15 protein-coding genes are annotated in these 16992 nt (G+C 66.5%); 6 read left to right on the plus strand and 9 right to left on the minus strand.

The window, feature by feature from the left end:
* Positions 1-78: 78 nt before the first annotated feature.
* Entirely contained in the window at positions 79-1152 is a 1074-nt protein-coding gene (locus tag HT578_RS15505; protein ID WP_213500597.1) for a tartrate dehydrogenase, read from the minus strand.
* Positions 1153-1157: 5 nt separating this feature from the next.
* Positions 1158-2648, minus strand: a complete 1491-nt coding sequence (locus tag HT578_RS15510) for an NAD-dependent succinate-semialdehyde dehydrogenase (RefSeq protein WP_213500599.1) — start codon at positions 2646-2648, stop codon at positions 1158-1160.
* Positions 2649-2856: 208 nt separating this feature from the next.
* Between HT578_RS15510 and HT578_RS15515 the strand changes: the two genes are divergently transcribed.
* Positions 2857-3219, plus strand: coding sequence for a tRNA-binding protein (locus tag HT578_RS15515; RefSeq protein WP_213500600.1), 363 nt, complete (start codon positions 2857-2859; stop codon positions 3217-3219).
* Positions 3220-3456: 237 nt separating this feature from the next.
* Here the strand turns inward: HT578_RS15515 and HT578_RS15520 are convergent, their stop codons facing one another.
* Together HT578_RS15520 and HT578_RS15525 are read right to left on the minus strand one after the other, a co-directional pair.
* Positions 3457-4722, minus strand: coding sequence for an NAD(P)/FAD-dependent oxidoreductase (locus tag HT578_RS15520; protein WP_213500601.1), 1266 nt, complete (start codon positions 4720-4722; stop codon positions 3457-3459).
* Positions 4723-4920: 198 nt separating this feature from the next.
* Positions 4921-7512: a TonB-dependent receptor plug domain-containing protein gene (locus HT578_RS15525; protein WP_213500602.1), complete on the minus strand. Its 2592-nt coding sequence runs from the start codon at positions 7510-7512 to the stop codon at positions 4921-4923.
* A 715-nt stretch (positions 7513-8227) separates the two neighbouring features.
* Between HT578_RS15525 and HT578_RS15530 the strand changes: the two genes are divergently transcribed.
* From HT578_RS15530 to HT578_RS15540, 3 genes are all read left to right on the plus strand, one after another.
* The gene (locus tag HT578_RS15530) at positions 8228-10213 is read left to right on the plus strand and encodes an NAD(P)-binding protein (protein ID WP_213500603.1); all 1986 of its coding nucleotides are present in this window, start codon (positions 8228-8230) and stop codon (positions 10211-10213) included.
* Between the two features lie 142 nt (positions 10214-10355).
* Positions 10356-10880 (plus strand): hypothetical protein, encoded by a 525-nt coding sequence (locus HT578_RS15535; protein WP_039389150.1) that lies wholly within the window; start codon positions 10356-10358, stop codon positions 10878-10880.
* Between the two features lie 5 nt (positions 10881-10885).
* Complete coding sequence (locus HT578_RS15540; RefSeq protein ID WP_213500604.1) at positions 10886-11254, plus strand: c-type cytochrome; 369 nt, start codon at positions 10886-10888, stop codon at positions 11252-11254.
* Positions 11255-11416: 162 nt separating this feature from the next.
* On the opposite strand, the gene HT578_RS15545 is transcribed toward HT578_RS15540, so the two are convergent.
* The 5 genes from HT578_RS15545 to panC form a co-directional block, all read right to left on the minus strand.
* Entirely contained in the window at positions 11417-12034 is a 618-nt protein-coding gene (locus HT578_RS15545; RefSeq protein ID WP_239026316.1) for a TetR/AcrR family transcriptional regulator, read from the minus strand.
* Positions 12035-12069: 35 nt separating this feature from the next.
* Positions 12070-12687 carry a hypothetical protein gene (locus HT578_RS15550; protein ID WP_213500605.1) on the minus strand — a complete coding sequence of 206 codons (618 nt, stop codon included), beginning with the start codon at positions 12685-12687 and terminating at the stop codon, positions 12070-12072.
* Positions 12684-14039, minus strand: a complete 1356-nt coding sequence (locus HT578_RS15555; RefSeq protein WP_213500606.1) for a sensor histidine kinase — start codon at positions 14037-14039, stop codon at positions 12684-12686. Before HT578_RS15555 ends, HT578_RS15550 begins: the two co-directional genes overlap by 4 nt.
* A complete protein-coding gene (locus HT578_RS15560) occupies positions 14036-14722 on the minus strand; it encodes a response regulator transcription factor (protein WP_039389145.1) in 687 nt (228 codons plus the stop codon). Before HT578_RS15560 ends, HT578_RS15555 begins: the two co-directional genes overlap by 4 nt.
* 120 nt (positions 14723-14842) lie before the next feature.
* On the minus strand, positions 14843-15697 hold the full coding sequence (panC, locus tag HT578_RS15565; protein ID WP_213500607.1) for a pantoate--beta-alanine ligase: 855 nt from the start codon (positions 15695-15697) through the stop codon (positions 14843-14845).
* Positions 15698-15857: 160 nt separating this feature from the next.
* Between panC and HT578_RS15570 the strand changes: the two genes are divergently transcribed.
* Both HT578_RS15570 and HT578_RS15575 read left to right on the plus strand, forming a co-directional pair.
* A complete protein-coding gene (locus tag HT578_RS15570; protein ID WP_213500608.1) occupies positions 15858-16670 on the plus strand; it encodes a division plane positioning ATPase MipZ in 813 nt (270 codons plus the stop codon).
* A complete protein-coding gene (locus tag HT578_RS15575; protein WP_039389141.1) occupies positions 16667-16990 on the plus strand; it encodes a J domain-containing protein in 324 nt (107 codons plus the stop codon). Before HT578_RS15570 ends, HT578_RS15575 begins: the two co-directional genes overlap by 4 nt.
* Positions 16991-16992: the final 2 nt, after the last annotated feature.

Raw genomic sequence — 16992 nt, forward strand, 5'->3', positions numbered from 1 at the left:
CCGGCCAGGATAGCTTCCTGGCCGGGCTTTTTCGTGTGTGACGCCCCTCCCACCTGTGACGGGAGAGGCGTCTTTGTTTCAGGCGATGGCGTCCGCGATGGCGGTCCCGCAGCCTACGGTGTCGGCCGCGCCGCCCAGGTCCTTCGTGCGCGTTTCGGGCTTCGACAGCGCGCTTTCGATGGCCGTGACGATGGCGGCGGCGGCCTCGGTCTCGCCCAGATGTTCCAGCATCATCGCGCCGCACCACACCTGGCCGACCGGGTTGGCGATGCCTTGGCCCGCGATGTCGGGGGCCGAGCCATGGACCGGTTCAAACAGCGAGGGCTTGGAGCGGTCCGGGTTGATGTTGCCGCACGGCGCGATGCCGATGGTGCCGGTGCAGGCTGGGCCCAGATCGGAGAGGATGTCGCCGAAGAGGTTGGAGGCGACGACCACGTCGAAGCGGTCCGGGTTCATCACGAACTGCGCGGCGAGGATGTCGATGTGGTACTTGTCGGTGCGGATCTCGGGATATTTCTCCGCCATCTCCTCCACGCGCGCGTCCCACCAGGGCATGGTGATGGCAATGCCGTTTGACTTGGTCGCCGAGGTGACGTGCTTTTCAGGGCGCGTCATGGCAAGGTCAAAGGCGTACTTCAGGATCCGCTCGGTGCCAAAGCGGGTCATGATCGTGTCCTGCACCACGATCTCGCGCGCGGTGTCAGGGAAGGAGATCCCGCCGATGGCCGAGTATTCGCCTTCGGTGTTCTCGCGCACGATCATCATGTCGATGTCACCGGGCTCGCGGCCCGCGAGGGGGCAGGGGACGCCGGGCATGAGGCGCACCGGGCGCAGGTTCACGAACTGGTCGTATTCGCGGCGGAACTGGATGAGCGAGCCCCACAAGGAGATGTGGTCGGGCACGGTGTCGGGCCAGCCGACCGCGCCGAAGTAGATCGCATCGACATCGCCGATCTGCGCCTTCCAGTCGTCGGGCATCATCTTCCCGTGCCGGGCGTAATATTCGCAGCAGGCAAAGTCGTGCCATTCCAGCTCGAGCGTGAAGCCGAACCCCCTGGCCGCGGCTTCCAGTGCGCGCACGCCCTCGGGCATGACTTCCTTGCCGATCCCGTCCCCGGGGATCACGGCAATGCGATAGGTACGTTCACTCATTCGTCTCAGGCTCCCTTGATCCCGGCCCAATGGAAGGTCTTGGCTTCCAGGAATTCCTCCAGGCCCTCGCTCGCGCCTTCGCGGCCAAGACCCGATTGCTTCATGCCCCCAAAGGGCGCGACTTCCATCGCCATGGCCCCGGTGTTGAGGCCGACCATGCCGAATTCGAGCGCCTCGCTGACACGCCAGGCGCGGTCCATGTCGCGGGTGTAGAAATAGGCCGCAAGGCCATAGGGCGTGTCGTTCGCCGCGCGGATCGCCTCGGCTTCATCGGTAAAGCGGATGACAGGGGCGAGCGGCCCGAAGGTCTCTTCGTGGCACACGCGCATGTCTTCGGTCACGCCCGCGAGCACGATGGGGGCGGCGTAGCCGTCCGGCGCGGCGCACTGCGCGGCGATCTGCGCCCCCTTGGCCAGCGCGTCATTGACGTGGGCCTCCACCTTGTCGCAGGCGGCCTGGTTGATGAGGGGGCCGATGTTGACGCCCTCCTCGGTGCCTGCGCCCACCTTGAGCGCGCGTACGGCCGCGCCCAGCTTTTCGACAAAGCGGTTGTGGATACCCGCCTGCACGTAGAAGCGGTTGGTGCACACGCAGGTCTGCCCGGCGTTGCGGAACTTGCTGGCCATCGCGCCCTCGACGGCCAGATCGACATCGGCGTCGTCGAAGACCAGGAAGGGGGCGTTGCCGCCCAGTTCCAGCCCCATCTTCTTCACCGTGCCCCCGCACTGCTCCATCAGCAGCGCGCCCACGCGCGTCGAGCCGGTGAAGGTCAGCATCCGCACGACGGGGCTGGAGGTCAGCTCCGCGCCGATCTCGGCGGGAAGGCCGGTGACGACGCTGAGAACGCCCTTGGGGAGCCCTGCCTCTTCGGCGAGCGCAGCAAGGGCCAGCGCGGTAAAGGGGGTAAGTTCGGAGGGCTTCACGATCATCGCGCAGCCCGCCACCAGCGCCGGCGCCGCCTTGCGGGTGATCATTGCGGCCGGAAAGTTCCAGGGCGTGATCGCGGCGGTGACGCCGATGGGCTCCTTGCGCACGAGGATACGGCGGTCCGCAAAGGGCGAGCCGACCTCGTGGCCGTGGATGCGCAGGCCCTCGGCGGCGAACCACTTCACGAAGCTCGCGGCATAGGCGATCTCGCCCGCCGCTTCGGGAAGGGGCTTACCCTGCTCGGCGGTCATGATGCGGGCAAGGTCGGCCTGGTTGGCCATGATGAGGCGGTGCCATTCCTCGATGACGGCGCTGCGCTGCTGGGGCGTCTGGCGGCGCCACTGCGCCTGGGCCTCTTCTGCCGCCGCAATCGCGCGGCGGGTCTCCGCCGTGCCACAGGCCGGAACGGTGCCCACGCGCGCGCCGCTCGCCGGGTCGGTTACGTCGAGCGTGGCGCGGCCATCGGCATCGACCCACGCGCCCGCAACAAAGGCCTGCTGGCGAAAGAGCGCGGGGTTGGTGAGGCTCTCGCCCAGAGGGGCGGTGCGCGTATCGAGGGTGTCGGTCATCTGTGGCCCTGCAATTGGAGTTGGCGTCGTCCCCTCGTTCTAGTCGGGGCAGGCGAGCGGGTGGTACCTCGATGCGAATGTCGGGCGGCACATGCCACCGAATTGCGCGAAAGGCGCGGCAGAATGTCGCACGGGGCCCACTAACAAGGGGCGCCGCCACCGCTGCCTGGGCGCTAGACTGCGCAGGAAACAGCCATCTGGAGCCATTATGACGCCCGAAGCAAAACCTGCCGCCGAATACGCCCATTTCGATGCGCTCGACATCCGCGTGGGGACCATCGCACAGGTCCTTCCCTTCCCCCGTGCGCGCAATCCCTCGTACAAGATCGAAGTCGACCTGGGCCCGCTCGGGCTTCGCTGGTCGAGCGCGCAGGTCACCAACTATTCGCCTGAGGAACTGCTCGGCAGCCAGGTCTGCTGCATCGTCAACTTCGGCGCGCGCAACATCGCCGGGTTCACCTCCGAGGTCCTGATCCTGGGCGCGCCGGGCGAGGCGATGGAGAGCGGCCATACCGGCGTCATCGTGGTTTCGCCCCGCTCGCGCGTGGAGGACGGTTCGGCGTTGTTCTGAGTTAGAATGAGGGAATTTTCCGAGGGCCATCGCCCTCGGGCTCCCGGAATCGGAGAGCGTAGCGCCTCGCCTCGCGTTCCGCGCTGTGGGGTGAGGCAACTCGGAATAAAGGGGGCTTTGCCCCCATCCAATGGTCCCTGACATGGCCATTGCTGTGCAAGGTAGCCGCGCGAACTGCCGCAGACAGTTAGGGGAGCCCGAGGGCGATGGCCCTCGGACCTATTCTTTCCTTAAACTCTACTCGTGCGTCCGCGCCTTATGGCTGGCAAGCGCGAACAGGGCATCCGTGGCACTATCGCCCGGCTCGTCGAGCACACGTGCCGCGAGGTATTCGCCGATGGTCGGCCCCATCTTGAAGGCATGGCCCGAGCCGCCGCCTGCGATCCATACGCCCGGCAGGTCGGGGTGGCGGTCGATGATGAAATGGCCGTTGTCGCTCAGTTCCACCTGGCACACGCGGGTGGCCACGATCGGCTGGCCGACGAGGCCGGGGAAGCGCCGGGCGACGTAGTCCTCCACCTGCGCGCGCAGGAAGCCCGAGGCCATGCGGTCGCCGTCGTCCGGGTCCATCGGCACATCGCGCAGGTTCGCGGCGATCTTGGTGCCGTAGTCGACATCGGCGGCGGTGTAGGTGTGGCTGTCGGCGATATTGGGAAGGTGCTCCCAGCGGTAGCGGTGGTCGTCGATGGGTGAGCCCACGTAGAAGATTTCGCGGCGCGGGGTGACAATGCGGTCGCCCAGCAGCTCGGGGAACACGCGCGGCAGCCAGGGGCCGCACGCGAAGAGGGCAGCGCCGCAGGCCAGCGGCTCGCCATCGACGGTCAGCGGTGCGGAGCCACCTGCCGCGGCGGGCTTGGCGTGGCCGATCTTCATCGTACCGCCTTTGTGCATGAACGCTTCGGACGCGGCGACCATCGCCTCGCGCGCTTTCACGACGCCGCCGGTGGGTTCGTAGAACACGGTCTCGTATTCGGAGAAGTCGACCTGCGGCCAGCGCGCGTGGACTTCGTCCGGGGAGAGAACTTCGTAGGGCACCGAGAGCCGGTCGAAGAGCGCGCGCTGCTCGGCCAGAGCATCGGCGGACATCGTGCGCAGGCTGCCGTTGGGATAGAACAGGCGTGTGCCGAATTCCTCCTGGCGCTGCTCCCAGAGGGCCTGCGCGCGGCGGGCCCAGCGGGTGTAGATCTCGCGCGGGCCATAGGAGAGGCGCAGGAGGCGGCTTTCATCGCCCGAAGAGGCGCGCGGATTGCCCGGGCCATAGGCGTCGACCAGTGTGACCTTGGCTCCGGCCTCGCGCAGCGACAGCGCGGCCCAGCCGCCAAAGGCCCCCGCGCCGACAACGGCGACGTCGGGCAGGTTGCGGTTGATCGCGGGCGCGCCGGGCCGGGCGGACACCTGTGCCCTGGCGGACGAGGTGGCGGAAAGGGCCGCGGCTGCACCCAGACCGGCACCCGTGGCGAGAAGGCCGCGGCGGGTCAGTGCGGGGGAAGGGGTATCGCTCATGCGGATCGCTCCTTGTTCAGGGGGGCATGGGAAAGAGGGGTGCTACGCCTCAAAAAAGCGGGCCCGGAGCGCGTGGCTTCGGGCCCGGTCAAGGTAGGGTGTTTTCGAAATGAAGATCGTTCCCGAGGCCGCCCCAGCGAAGGGCAGGAGGCGGCCTCGGAGCCGATGGGGTGGGGCCTTGCGGCCCCGATACGCACCTCAGAAGTTGAAGTTCAGACGTGCGTAATAGAAGCCGCCCTGCCAGCTCATGGGCCCGTCGACGTAGGTGCGCCCGTTGGTGTCGTCGATGCGGTTCACCGGCGGGTAGCCGTCGAAGAGGTTGCGGGCGCCAAGCGTCAGGCTGTAGCCATCGCCCAGGGGAGCGGTCAGCTCGGCATCGAAGAGAACCTCGGTGCCGTAGTCCTGGATGGCGTTGCCCGCGCGGGTCGTCTGGCGCGACCAGGGCCCGAAGACATTGGCGCGCACCATGGCCTGGACGGGGCCGAAGTCATGGAACACCGTGGCGTTGGCGCGCCAGTCGGGGTTGTTGTTCTCGAAGTTGTAGACGGTCACGTCGTTGAACGAGACCTGCGCGATGTTGACGCTGTCGATCTTGTACGAGTTCGTGTTGAACGCCGCGGTGATCGTGGTCGGCTGGTCGCCCAGGAAGTAGCCGCGGTAGGAGGCCACGACGTCGAGACCCTCGACGGTGGTGTCGATCGCGTTCTGGAAGAACTGGATCTGGTCGATGGCGCCCGCACCCTCGATACCTGCGTCGATCATGGCCGCACGGATGTCGTCCGTCACGGTGATGCGCGAGGTGGCGTAGAGCTGGTCCTCGATCTTGATGCGGTAGGCATCGATCGTCAGCGTGAAGCCGTCGAAGGGATTGAGGGTCAGGCCCAGCGAGTAGTTCTTCGAGGTTTCAGGGCCCAGTTCCTCACCACCCAGGTACTGCGCAACCGGGTGCGAGGCGGGGTAGAGGCCGATGTTCATCGGCACGCCGCCCACGGTGTTGATCGCGGACTGGGTCATGTTGAGCTGGCCCGCCGTCGGCGCGCGGAAGCCCGTGCCGAGCGACCCGCGCACGGCGGCCCAGTCGGTGACGTTGTAGCGGGTGGCGACCTTCCAGACGAACTTGTCGCCGAAGCTCTGGTAGTCCTCGTAGCGGCCCGCGAAGTCGATGAACCATTCGTCGGTCACGTCCGCGCTGAGTTCGGCGTAGGCCGATTTGCTCTCGGTCGTGAAGTCGCTAGCGACATCGGGCGAAAGGCCGGTGATGCCGTTCGAGCCGGGCTGCATGATGGTGTAGACCGGGTCCGAGGGATCGGTGCAGGAAATGCCCATGCCCATCGGCGCGCCCGCGTTGAGCGAGCGGTCGGCGAAGTTGGCTTCGTTCGAGCAGAAGTTGAACGGGTCGGCCATGCCCCAGGGGCCACTGGTGTAGGAGCCGGGGCTGCCCGCGCCGATCTTGAAGCCTTCGCGGCGGAACTCACCGCCGAAGTTGAAGACGAGGGGACCGGCGAGGCCCACGCCCACGGTGTAGACGAAGTCGGCGTTGAGCGCGAATTCGTCCGAAGTGTAGGTGCTGGCGTCGAAGTCGGTCGGCGAATCCGGGCCCATCGAGGGGTTCACGGTGTCCGCGATCGAGTATTCGATCTTGTCCCAGCCATAACGTGCGGCGACGTCGGCGGAGAAGGTCTGGTCACCGCCCAGGTCCCGCTCGGTGCGCCAGCCGCCCGCGATGCTCCAGTCGGTCACCTTGCCCGAGAAGTTGGGCTGGTAGCCAAGCGGGAAGCGGTCGGCGAAGCGCCAGGTCGAGCCGTCCTCGAGGCGCACGGGGTTGTCCATGACCACGTGGCCGCCGCCGGGCACGCGGAAGGTTGCCATGGCGGTGCCCTTCGAGCGCGAGAAGTTGCCGAAGGCGTAGAGCTCGGTGTCGTCGCTGAGGTCGATCCCGGAGTTGACGACGATGCGGCCTGCGCGTTCCTTGGGCTGGCCGCGCACTTCCATCGGCTCGGAGAGGTCGATGCCGGCCGCGTCCACCGCGTCGCGGTAGGCGGGATCGTTCTCGTAGGCGTCGAAGGGATTCCACGAGGTGGAATCGAAGGTGCGTGCGCGGTTGGTGTAGTCGTTGTCGGTGTACTGGCCCGAGATGTTGATGAAGCCGTTGTCGGTCAGCGGCAGGCCGATGTTGCCCGCGATCTGGACGCTTTCGCCGTCACCTTCGTAGTACTGGCCGACCTGGGCCACCAGCGAACCGCCGTGGTTGTCGTCCTTGAGTTCGTAGTTGATGACGCCCGCGATGGCGTCCGAGCCGTACTGCGCGGCGGCGCCGTCGCGCAGGACCTCGATGGATTTGAGCGCGATGGCCGGGATCACGGCCGAGTCCGCGGCGTGGCTGCCGTAGCCGCTTACGCCGACGCTGGCCGACTTGTGGCGACGGCGGCCATTGACCAGCAGCAGCGTCTTGTCGGCGGGCAGGCCGCGCAGGCTGGGCGCGCGGATGAAGGTGTCGGAGGTGGTGTTGGCCGCGCGGTTGACGGTGTAGGACGGAATGAGCGTCTGCAGGATATCGAGCGTGTCGGTCTGCGAGGCGCGCTCGATGGTCTCTTCGCTGAAGACATCGACCGGCACGGCGGAATCGGTGACCGAGCGCGGCTGGCCGCGCAGGCCGCTGACAATGATGGCGTTGGCCGCGCTTTCGTCGGCGGAAACGACGCTGTCCTGTGCAAGTGCAGGCGACGAGGCGAGCGCCACGGCGAGCGTGGAGGTGGCAACAAGCCCCCGATACTTGGTGATCCTAGTCATCACGTAATCCCCCTTGTTGTGTCATTCCTCCCTCTCCGATTGTGGACCCGTACCTTTCTGTTCGTGGTGGTCGGATCTCTGGGTTCCGGCGTTATTTGTCCGGACCTTTGTGTCGCTTCGGATCGTCGTATGGGGCGACGGGATTGTGTTGCCGTTTTCTTTTGCGGCTTCGGCAGAACCTGCCAATTCGGACGCCGATTTTGCGAAATGTGCTGCCGTGACGCCTTATTGTGCACTGCAACACGCACATTGCACGAGCAGCTTCGAGTCCATCGCATCCTGAAAATTCCGACGATATTGTGTCGGTCCGAATTCGCTTGTCGGATAAAAAGGCTCGAAAATGCCGCTGTAACCCTTTTCAGAAGGGTATTTCGGGGGTTTCACTGCGGAGGATCAGGGACTCCGCGCGGGCGTGGTGCGGCGGTGCAGGTGTTCGGCCGTGAGGGCGTATTCAGCAGAATCTGTTTCGGCTTGCCCGGAATTCGGCACGTATCGAACAGGGTCGCTGATAGCCTCGCTGCAAGAGCACAGGATGCCGGGAGCGCAAGATCCGCGTCCCGGCGTGCGTGTGGGACCGCCGACATGGGCGCCGTCCCGCCAGCCCCCGGCACGACAGATCGTGCCGCCCGGGATGCTCTGCATGGACACGAAGGTCAGCCGTGCGCTGGCCCAGACCAGGGGAACGACTATGAGGGGTGAAGACAGGGATCTGGGAATGGGCCGGTCGATCGACCGGCGCGATTTCATCCAGGGCGTCGCCGCGGCGACCGCCGGCAGCGCGATTGCCATGGCCGCGCCTTCGGCCTTCGCCAAGGCGGGAATGGGCCCCAAGGGCGCCGCGCTTTCGGGCGTCAACGTCGACGGCGCGGTGACCGCGGCGAACTATCCGCCCTTCCGCACCGGCATGCGGGGTCATCACCCCGGCGCCTACGAGGCCGCCCACGAGATGCGCGACGGCAAGGTCTTCCCGGCGGGCGATCCCACTGGCGAGATGTACGACCTTGTCGTGGTGGGGGGCGGCATCAGCGGCCTTGCTGCGGCCTGGTACTTCCGCGAACGTTTCGGAAACGACGCGAAGATCCTCATCATCGACAACATGGACGACTTCGGCGGCCATGCGAAGCGCAACGAATTCCAGGCGAGCGGCAAGCAGCTGATCGCCAACGGGGGCTCGTCCTACATCGTGGGGCCCTCGTTCTGGACGAAGGATTCGATCGCGCTCGTCAATCACCTGGGCATCGGTCCGGGCAATCCGACGGACCGCTCGGACGGCAATCTCTACAAGTCGCTGGGGCTGGAATCGGGCACGTTCTTCCGCAAGGAGGTCTACGGCCGCGACCAGATGGTGAAGGGCGGCTCGACGCTGGGCTTCGATCGCGCCTGGCTTGACCAGACGCCATTCCCCCCCGCCGTCAAGGAAAGCCTCGACCGCTTCGTCAATGGCCGGATCGACTACCTTGCTGGAATGAGCGCGGCGCAGAAGGTCGAGACGCTGCGTTCGATGAGCTACCGGGACTACATGCTCAACGTCGCCAAGGTGCACCCTGACGTGGTGCCCCTGATGCAGGGCATCTGGTGCCTGGGCTCGGACATGGGTTCGGCCTGGTTTGCCTTCTTCCGCCACCGTCCCGGCTTCGAGGGGCTGGGGCTGGAGCGCCCGGCAAACTCGCCCGAGGGCGAGACCATTCACCACGATGATTACCACCTGCCCGCCGGCAACAGCGACATCGCGCGCCTCATCGTGCGCGATCTCATTCCCGACGCGCTGCCGCCCGGCAACTTCGCCGAGGTCGAAACCAAGCGGGTCGACTATTCCACGCTTGACCGGCCCGGCCAGAAGGTGCGCATCCGCCTCAAGAGCATTGTCACCGGCGTGAAGCACGAAGGGCCGGACGGGCGCCTGTTCGACCCCGACACGTCCGAGTGCACGCTCAATTACATCAACGACGGCAAGATGATGGCGGTGCGCGGCAAGAACGTGGTCATGGCCTGCATGAACAACGTCGTGCCCTACCTCATTCCCGAACTGCCCGAGGAGCAGAAGGGCGCGATGCACCAGGCGGTACGCGCGGTGAACCAGGTCACCAACGTGCTCTTCCGCAACTGGCAGCCTTTCGTCGAGGCCAAGATCGGGCGGGTGTCCTTCCCCAGCACCTTCTATGGATCGATGGGGCTCGCCGCGCAGCGCTATCTGGGCGAGATGACCCCGCCGACCTCGCCCGACCAGCCGATGGTCGTGGGTTTCAACACGGGCTCGAACTCGGGCGTGTGTTCGAACACGACGATGCTGAGCGAACTGTGCGGTGGCGCCGCGCCCGAGCCGGGCACCCATGCCGACGACCAGTTCCGCATGGCCCGAGCCGGACTTCTCGCCACGCCTTTCGAGTACTTCGAGAAGGCCGTGCGCAGCCAGGCGGCCGCGGTCTTTGCAGGCACCAGCTTCGATCCGGCACGCGATATCCTTGCGATCACGGTCAACCGCTGGGGCCATGGCTTTGCCACCGGGCGCAACACCCTGTTCGAGGCCGACCGCGAGGCCAAGGTCTCGCCTACCGCGCTCGCCAAGCAGCCCTTCGGGCGCATCACCATCGCCAATTCCGATGCGGGCGGTGTCTCGACCGCGGGTACGGCCATGGATGAGGCGTTCCGCGCAGTGCGCGAACTCGAACAGCGCCAGTTCGGCTTCTACGAAGTGATCTGACCTGCGGGGCGGGGCAGGGCCTGGAGCCTTGCCCCGCCCCTGCCGACCTTCCTTCCCCCAACCTTCATGCGCACGGCGTGCGCGGTGCCCGGCTCCCGCGATGCACCGACAGTGCCCTTGCGCCCTGACCAGGAGATATTCGATGAACTGGATTGCCCGGACTTTCTCGGCCGCAGCCCTTGGCCTTGCCACCACCGGCGCGCTTGTCGGCGGCCTTGCCGCAGGCGAGGCGCAGGCCGCCGCGCCCGAACTCGACCCGCGCATTTCCGGGACACAGGGCCTGATCGGCTACTGGAAGGTGGACCTTGAGGCTTCGACCTATCCCAAGGCGGCGCCGCTCGCCGCGATCCGCAGCTTTGCCTATTCCGAGGACGGCAAGATCCTGGTGTCCTTCGCGACCAAGGGCGCAGACGGCAAGCTGACCTTCGGCCACTGGGCCGCGACGCCCGATGGCACGCCTGCGATCGAGTACCACGTCGATGCCAATTCCTACCCCTACAACGTCGTCTCGTGGAAGCTCGTCGGCCCGGGACGCCTCGAACTCGTGGTCGCGCGCAACGGTGGGTCCTACACCTGCATCTACCAGCTCTCCGAGGACGGCGAGACGCTCAACTACAGCTATGGCGACACCAACATCGTGTACCGCCGCTGGGACCTGATGGACTGATCGTGATGCGCACGTTTTGCATGATCGCCGCAGGGCTCCTCGCAGGCCTGTCCCTGCCAGCTGAGGCGCAGGATGCCGCCGCAGGCCGCAAGGTCTTCACCGGCTCGTGCGCGGTGTGCCACGGCACGAAGCCCGGCGAGAAGAAGATGGGGCCCAGCCTCTTTGGCGTGGTGGGCCGCAAGGCGGGCTCGGCCGAGGGCTTCCGCTTCTCGCCCGCACTCACCAAGGACGGACGGAAGTGGAACCCGAAGAGCCTGGACGCCTTCCTTGCCAACCCGCGCAAGGAAATTCCCGGCACGCGCATGGCCTATGCGGGCCTGCGCAATGCCGAGCAGCGCAAGGCGCTTCTGGCCTATCTTGCGACCTTGAAGTGACGGACTAGTTCGCAGGAGATTCGGAAGAAAGTAGATTTTCCAAGGGGGTATCACCCCTTGACCCCAGAACCGGCGACCTCATCTGTCTCAACTAGAGCTGTTCGAGAGCCTTGAGGTTGCTGGTATGGGGAGCCCGAGGGCGATGGCCCTCGGAACTATTCTTCAGGCTTCTGGAACCTGATAGATCGCCAGGATCTGCCGCGTCACCTCATCCAGGCTGAGGCGTCCTGGGCGGTACCAGTTCCCGGCCGAGTTGATCGTGGTGAGCAGCAGGATCCGGTAGAGCGCACGGTCGATGTGCGCGGGCAGCGGTGCGGCCTCGACGAGTTGCGCAAAGAGCGTCTCGAAAGCATCGCGCCGCTCGATCAGCTTGGCCCGCACGGTGGCGGGCACCGCGCGAAAATCGTTCATCAGCGGCAGTGTCAGCGACGCCGGATCAAGCTGGATCGCGATCAGCACCCGGCAGGCGGTTTCCAGTCTCCGGGCAGGATCGGTGATCGGTGCGATGGCGCTGCGGATCGCCTCTTCCGCCCCGCGCAGGGCATCGTCGTGGACGCGGATGAAGAGCGCGTCCTTGCTCTTGATGTAGTGGTAGAGCGAACCGCCCAGCAGGCCGACCTTTTCCCCGATGTCGCGAATGCTGGTCGCCGCATAGCCCCGCTCGGCAAAGAGCGCGGCCGCGGCGGTCAGGATTGTCTCTTCGCGCGAGGGATCGCGCGAGGAAGGGGGAGCCGGGTTCGCCATGCCCTGCTGGGTGGCGAGCGCAGGAGGACAGTGCAAGCGCAAAATGGCGAAAGGGCCCGCCCCAGGGTCTGTTATTCCACGACGAGGAAGTAGCGGGCGAGGTCCTTGCCCTGATTGCGGATCTCGATGACGTAGCGCTGGGTGAAGAGGGGCACCCACTGGCAGGCGCCGTTGTTTCCCTCGCACACGGCGCGGGCATTGCGATCCAGGACCCGCAGGGACAAGGGCGCCTTGCCGGGAGAGGAGAGGGCAATGCGCGCCTTCTCCCCGGAGAGAAAAACCTGTTCGAACTGCTCGGCCTTGCCGCCCGTGACCTGCCCGCTGCGGTAGCCCGGGCCGAGCGGGCTGCCGCGGTAGATCGGGGCGGGCGCGGATGTGGTCGGGGCAACGGTTCGCCACAGGGGCACCGGGTCTTCGCCGGGCCACTCGGCAATCGGATGGGCGCGGGCACGTTCGATCACGGCCAGCGCGCTCTCTAGCCTGTCGGGATCGTTCCCGGCGTGGGCCTGCGCGGCCTCGGACAGGGCCAGGGCGACGACGCCGCTGACACTGTCGGGGGCTGTCTGGGCTGCGGCACCTTGTGCCAGGGCAATGGGCGCGAGGCCCAGCGCCAGACCACCCAGGATGGCCGTACGGGCCTGTCTGCCAAGGGCTTCGAACAGCAAAGGAGTGCGCCTGGACAAGCTCATGTCGTGGTCTCCGGTGTCACGGTGAAGCAGGCGCCCTGTGGGGTGTCGACGAGGGCGATCTCGAGATGGTGGCGCTGGGCAATCGCCCGGCACAGCGTGAGGCCAAGCCCTGCGCCGTTGCCTTCCGGGTGCTGTCCGGCGCGGGAAAACTTCTCGAAGACCTGCTCGCGTTGCCCTTCGGGGATGCCCGGACCGTCATCGCGCACGGTGAGCCGGGGGCCGGCCTCGAGCGCCAGCGTGATCGTACCCCCTTTCGGCACGAACTTGAAGGCGTTGTCGAGCAGGTTGGTGATGAGGCGGGTAAGGGCCATTTCCTCGCCGGGGATCACGACGTCCGGCTCGATGTCGAGGATGAGCGCGTGGCCCGTTTCCTCGGCGCTGTCGGCGTAGAGTTCGCCAAGGCGCTGGGCGATTTCGGACAGGTCGACGGGAACCAGCCCATGCCGGTCGCCGCGCCGGGCCTGGCTGGCGGCAATGTCGAGGAGCGATTCGAGCATGCGGATGATGCGCCGGATCTCGCTGCGCGCGCTGGCAATGCGCCGGGCGGTTTCCGGGTCGGGGGTTGCCGCGAGGGTCTTCACCAGCCGGTTGTCGAGATGCATCAGCGGCGTGCGGATCTCGTGGGCGACGTGGTCGGTCGTCTCGCGGTTGGCGCTCGCTAGGCGGCGCAGGCGGGTAAGCGCGTTGGCCGAGTGGCGGGTGAGTTCGCCAATCTCGTCCTCGTTCTCCAGATGGCGCGACAGGGCTTCGAGCGCGGCGTCGTCGGGCGTGCGAAAGGCGGTGTTGAGGCGTTCGATACGCGTGGCGAGGCGGCGCACGGCGATCAGGCCGGTCAATGCGACGGCGGCCACGATGATGAGCCCGCCAGCGAAGAAGACGAAGCCGACCTGACGGCGCAAGGTATTGAGATCGCGGGCCTCGTGCGCGACCAGAAGGCGCAGGTTCGGGCCCAGCTGGGTAACCCGGCCATAGGCGTGGCGGTTGCGATCAACCGCGATCTTGCCGGTCTGGGAAAGGCTGGCGTGAAGGTCTGGCCAGCGCGTGAGGTCCCCGGCCAGCCGTTGTCCCTGACCCCCAATCAGCATGTAGTGCGTCAAGGTGCCCTTGCGCGGTTCGAGAGCGATACGGTCGGCGATGCGGTCCTGCAGTTCAGGCAGGCCGTTGCTGGTGTAGATGTCGACGAGCCCGGCCATATCGACGTCGACCGCGCGTTCGAGCGCGATCTGGTTGGCGCGTGAAATGGTCGTGTCGGTCAGGATCCAGAGCACGAAGGTGATGCTGAGCGCGCTGAGACAGGCCAGCACCACGATCCGCGAATAGATCGAGTGGCGCAAGCCAAGGAGCTTGATCACCGGCCTTCGAGCAGGCGGTAGCCTGCGCCCCAGATGGTTTCGAGCGCGGGGCTGTCGAAGCCCTCCTCCAGTTTGCGGCGCAGGCGCCCGATGTTGACGTCGACGACGTTGGTCTGTGGATCGAAGTTCATCTTCCACACGTCGCGCAGCAGCATTTCGCGGGTGAGGACTTCGCCCGCGTTCTCCATGAAGTATCGGAACAGTTCGAACTCGCGCGGGCTGAGCGAGAGGTGGCGGTTGGCCCGGAAGGCGGTGCGCGCCTTCACGTGGCACTCGAACGCGCCGTAGAGGATCACGGCGCTGTGCGCGCGGCCCGAAGCGCGGCGGTGCAGCGCGCGCAGGCGGGCCAGCAGTTCCTCGCTCTCGAAGGGTTTGGCAAGGTAGTCGTCCGCGCCGCCGTCGAGCCCTTCGGCCCGGTCGCTGGTGCGCCCGAGGGCGGAGAGCATGAGGACAGGGGTGTCGATGCCGCTCTCGCGCAGGCGCGCCAGGATGGTGAGGCCGTCGAGATCGGGCAGCATGCGGTCCAGGATGATGACGTCGAAGGGCTCGGCACCCGCACGCTTGAGCCCGTCGGTGCCGTTGTCGGCCCATTGCACGACGTCGCCGCCTTTCGCGGCCAGATCGCGGACCTGCCGGGCGGCGCGGGCGTCGTCCTCGACGTAGAGAATGTTCAGTCCGGCCATGTTCCCGTTTCCCGCTTGCCGGGAGTCCCAAATTTCAAAAGGATACCCTAGCCCGGTCGCCTTCGCGCGCAAATGACGAAGGCTATGAGAATTAGCCTTGCCGCGATTGCGCGCAAGGGGTCAGGCGCTCACCGCCATGTTGTCGATGAGGCGCGTGGTGCCCAGCCGGGCGGCCACGAGCAGGCGCATGGGGGCGGCAATAGGCGCATCGAGCGGCGCGAGGCTGGCCGCGTCACACAGCTGCGCATAGTCGATGGGTCCGAAACCTGCAGCTGCGAGTTCATCGGCAAGTGCGGCGAGCGCGCTAGACGGAGCTTCTCCTCCCTCGATCCGTGCAATGGCGGCCTTCATCGCGGCGGGAAGGGTGGCCGCCCAGGCGCGCTCGTTGGCAGAGAGGTAGGCGTTGCGCGAGGACATCGCGAGCCCGTCCGCCTCGCGCACGATGGGAACGCCGTGGATCGCGGTGACGTGGGGGCGGGTGAAGTCCAGGTCACGGGCCATGCGGCGGATGACGGCCAGTTGCTGCCAGTCCTTCTCACCGAAGAAGGCCATGTCCGGTCTGACCTGGTTGAAGAGCTTGGCGACGACGGTCGCAACGCCGTCGAAATGGCCCGGCCGTGCCGCGCCGCACAGCCCTTCGCTCACGCCTGAAACACCGATCGAGGTGGCAAAGCCGTCCGGGTACATCGCCGAGACCTGCGGCGCCCAGAGGAGGTCCACACCCTCCTCCTCCAGCAGCCGTGCATCGCGTTCAAGAACGCGCGGATAGGCGTCCAGATCCTCGTTTGCGCCGAATTGCAGCGGGTTGACGAAGATCGAGACGGCCACCGCATCGGCGCGGCGCCGGGCTTCGCGCACCAGTGTCAGATGGCCTTCATGGAGCGCGCCCATGGTCGGGACCAGCGCCAGCGTGCCGTTCGCGCGTAATCGGGCGGTGGCACTGCGCAGTGGATCAAGGGCATGCACGGTTTGCATTGGCAAGGACTGCTCCGATAGGATACCGCCAACCCGAGGCGGCCACGTGACCACGCCCATAGCGGTACAGGTCATGGGGCGGCAATGGGTTGAAAACAGGGGAAGGTGCAAAGGCGGTCTTGGCCGCCCGGCGCCAGCAGAAAGAGCGAAATCAGGATCCGTGACAGCGCATCGTATCGTCTTCGCAAACGAAAAGGGTGGGACAGGCAAGTCCACCACCGCCGTTCATGTGGCCATCGCGCTTGCCTACCAGGGGGCCAAGGTCGCCGCGATCGATCTCGATCCGCGCCAGCGTACCTTGTACCGCTACCTCGAAAACCGGGTCGAGACCGAGCAGAAGCGCGGTATCGCGCTGCCGGGCGCGCGTTTCTCGGTCTATGACGGGGAGGACTTCAACGAGCTTGACGACCTCGCCGAGCAGATCGCGGAAGGCTATGACTTCCTGATCTTCGACACGCCGGGCCGCGACGACGCCTTCGCGCGTCACGTCGCCTCGACCGCGGACACGCTGGTCACCCCGCTCAACGACAGCTTCATCGACTTCGACCTCATTGGCCAGGTCGAGACCGAGACCTTCAAGGTCAAGAAGCTCTCGTTCTACGCCGAAGTGATCTGGGAGGCGCGCAAGAAGCGCGGGGTCAAGTCGATCGAGCAGGGCGCGCGTGAGCTTGACTGGGTGGTCGTGCGCAACCGCATGCAGCACGTCGAGGCGCGCAACATGCGCCGCATGGACGGAGCTCTGCAGGAACTGGCGCGCCGCGTCGGTTTCCGCATCTCGGGCGGCCTGTCCGAGCGCGTGATCTTCCGCGAGCTGTTTCCCTCGGGCCTGACCCTGCTCGACAAGGGGCATCTGGGTGAACTGGGCACCAGCCACCTGGTCGCCCGTCAGGAACTGCGCGGTCTGGTGAAGGGCCTCAATCTGCCCCGTCCGGGCCGCACCGAGGCGCCCGCTGTCCTGGCGCCCGGCCGATGAAGTTCCTCTGGATCATCGTCCTGGCCGCGATTGCCTGGCGCATGATTCTGGGGCGCTGGCCCTGGCAGACGCTGGGGATCAGTCACTGGCCCGACAGTCCGCCCAAGCGCCGCACATTTGCGCAGCGGCAGGCGCAGGAGCTGCTGGGCCTGAAGGACGGGGCCAGCCGCAAGCAGATCCTGGAGGCGCACCGTCGTCAGGTGGCGCTGGTCCACCCTGATCGCGGTGGCTCGAGCGAAGAGGTTCACGCCGCCAATGCCGCACGCGACACGTTGCTGTCCGCGCTCGGCGACACGGGGGCGGAGGACACGGAGCGCTGACC

Origin of the sequence: Novosphingobium decolorationis, assembly GCF_018417475.1 — a bacterium.
Lineage (GTDB): Bacteria > Pseudomonadota > Alphaproteobacteria > Sphingomonadales > Sphingomonadaceae > Novosphingobium > Novosphingobium decolorationis.

Excerpts from the sequence above, each read along its gene's own strand:
- HT578_RS15505 (WP_213500597.1), bottom strand. The coding sequence starts at position 1,152 with ATGAGTGAACGTACCTATCGCATTGCCGTGATCCCCGGGGACGGGATC.
- HT578_RS15510 (WP_213500599.1), bottom strand. The coding sequence starts at position 2,648 with ATGACCGACACCCTCGATACGCGCACCGCCCCTCTGGGCGAGAGCCTC.
- HT578_RS15515 (WP_213500600.1), top strand. The coding sequence starts at position 2,857 with ATGACGCCCGAAGCAAAACCTGCCGCCGAATACGCCCATTTCGATGCG.
- HT578_RS15520 (WP_213500601.1), bottom strand. The coding sequence starts at position 4,722 with ATGAGCGATACCCCTTCCCCCGCACTGACCCGCCGCGGCCTTCTCGCC.
- HT578_RS15525 (WP_213500602.1), bottom strand. The coding sequence starts at position 7,512 with ATGACTAGGATCACCAAGTATCGGGGGCTTGTTGCCACCTCCACGCTC.
- HT578_RS15530 (WP_213500603.1), top strand. The coding sequence starts at position 8,228 with ATGGGCCGGTCGATCGACCGGCGCGATTTCATCCAGGGCGTCGCCGCG.
- HT578_RS15535 (WP_039389150.1), top strand. The coding sequence starts at position 10,356 with ATGAACTGGATTGCCCGGACTTTCTCGGCCGCAGCCCTTGGCCTTGCC.
- HT578_RS15540 (WP_213500604.1), top strand. The coding sequence starts at position 10,886 with ATGCGCACGTTTTGCATGATCGCCGCAGGGCTCCTCGCAGGCCTGTCC.
- HT578_RS15550 (WP_213500605.1), bottom strand. The coding sequence starts at position 12,687 with ATGAGCTTGTCCAGGCGCACTCCTTTGCTGTTCGAAGCCCTTGGCAGA.
- HT578_RS15560 (WP_039389145.1), bottom strand. The coding sequence starts at position 14,722 with ATGGCCGGACTGAACATTCTCTACGTCGAGGACGACGCCCGCGCCGCC.
- panC (WP_213500607.1), bottom strand. The coding sequence starts at position 15,697 with ATGCAAACCGTGCATGCCCTTGATCCACTGCGCAGTGCCACCGCCCGA.
- HT578_RS15575 (WP_039389141.1), top strand. The coding sequence starts at position 16,667 with ATGAAGTTCCTCTGGATCATCGTCCTGGCCGCGATTGCCTGGCGCATG.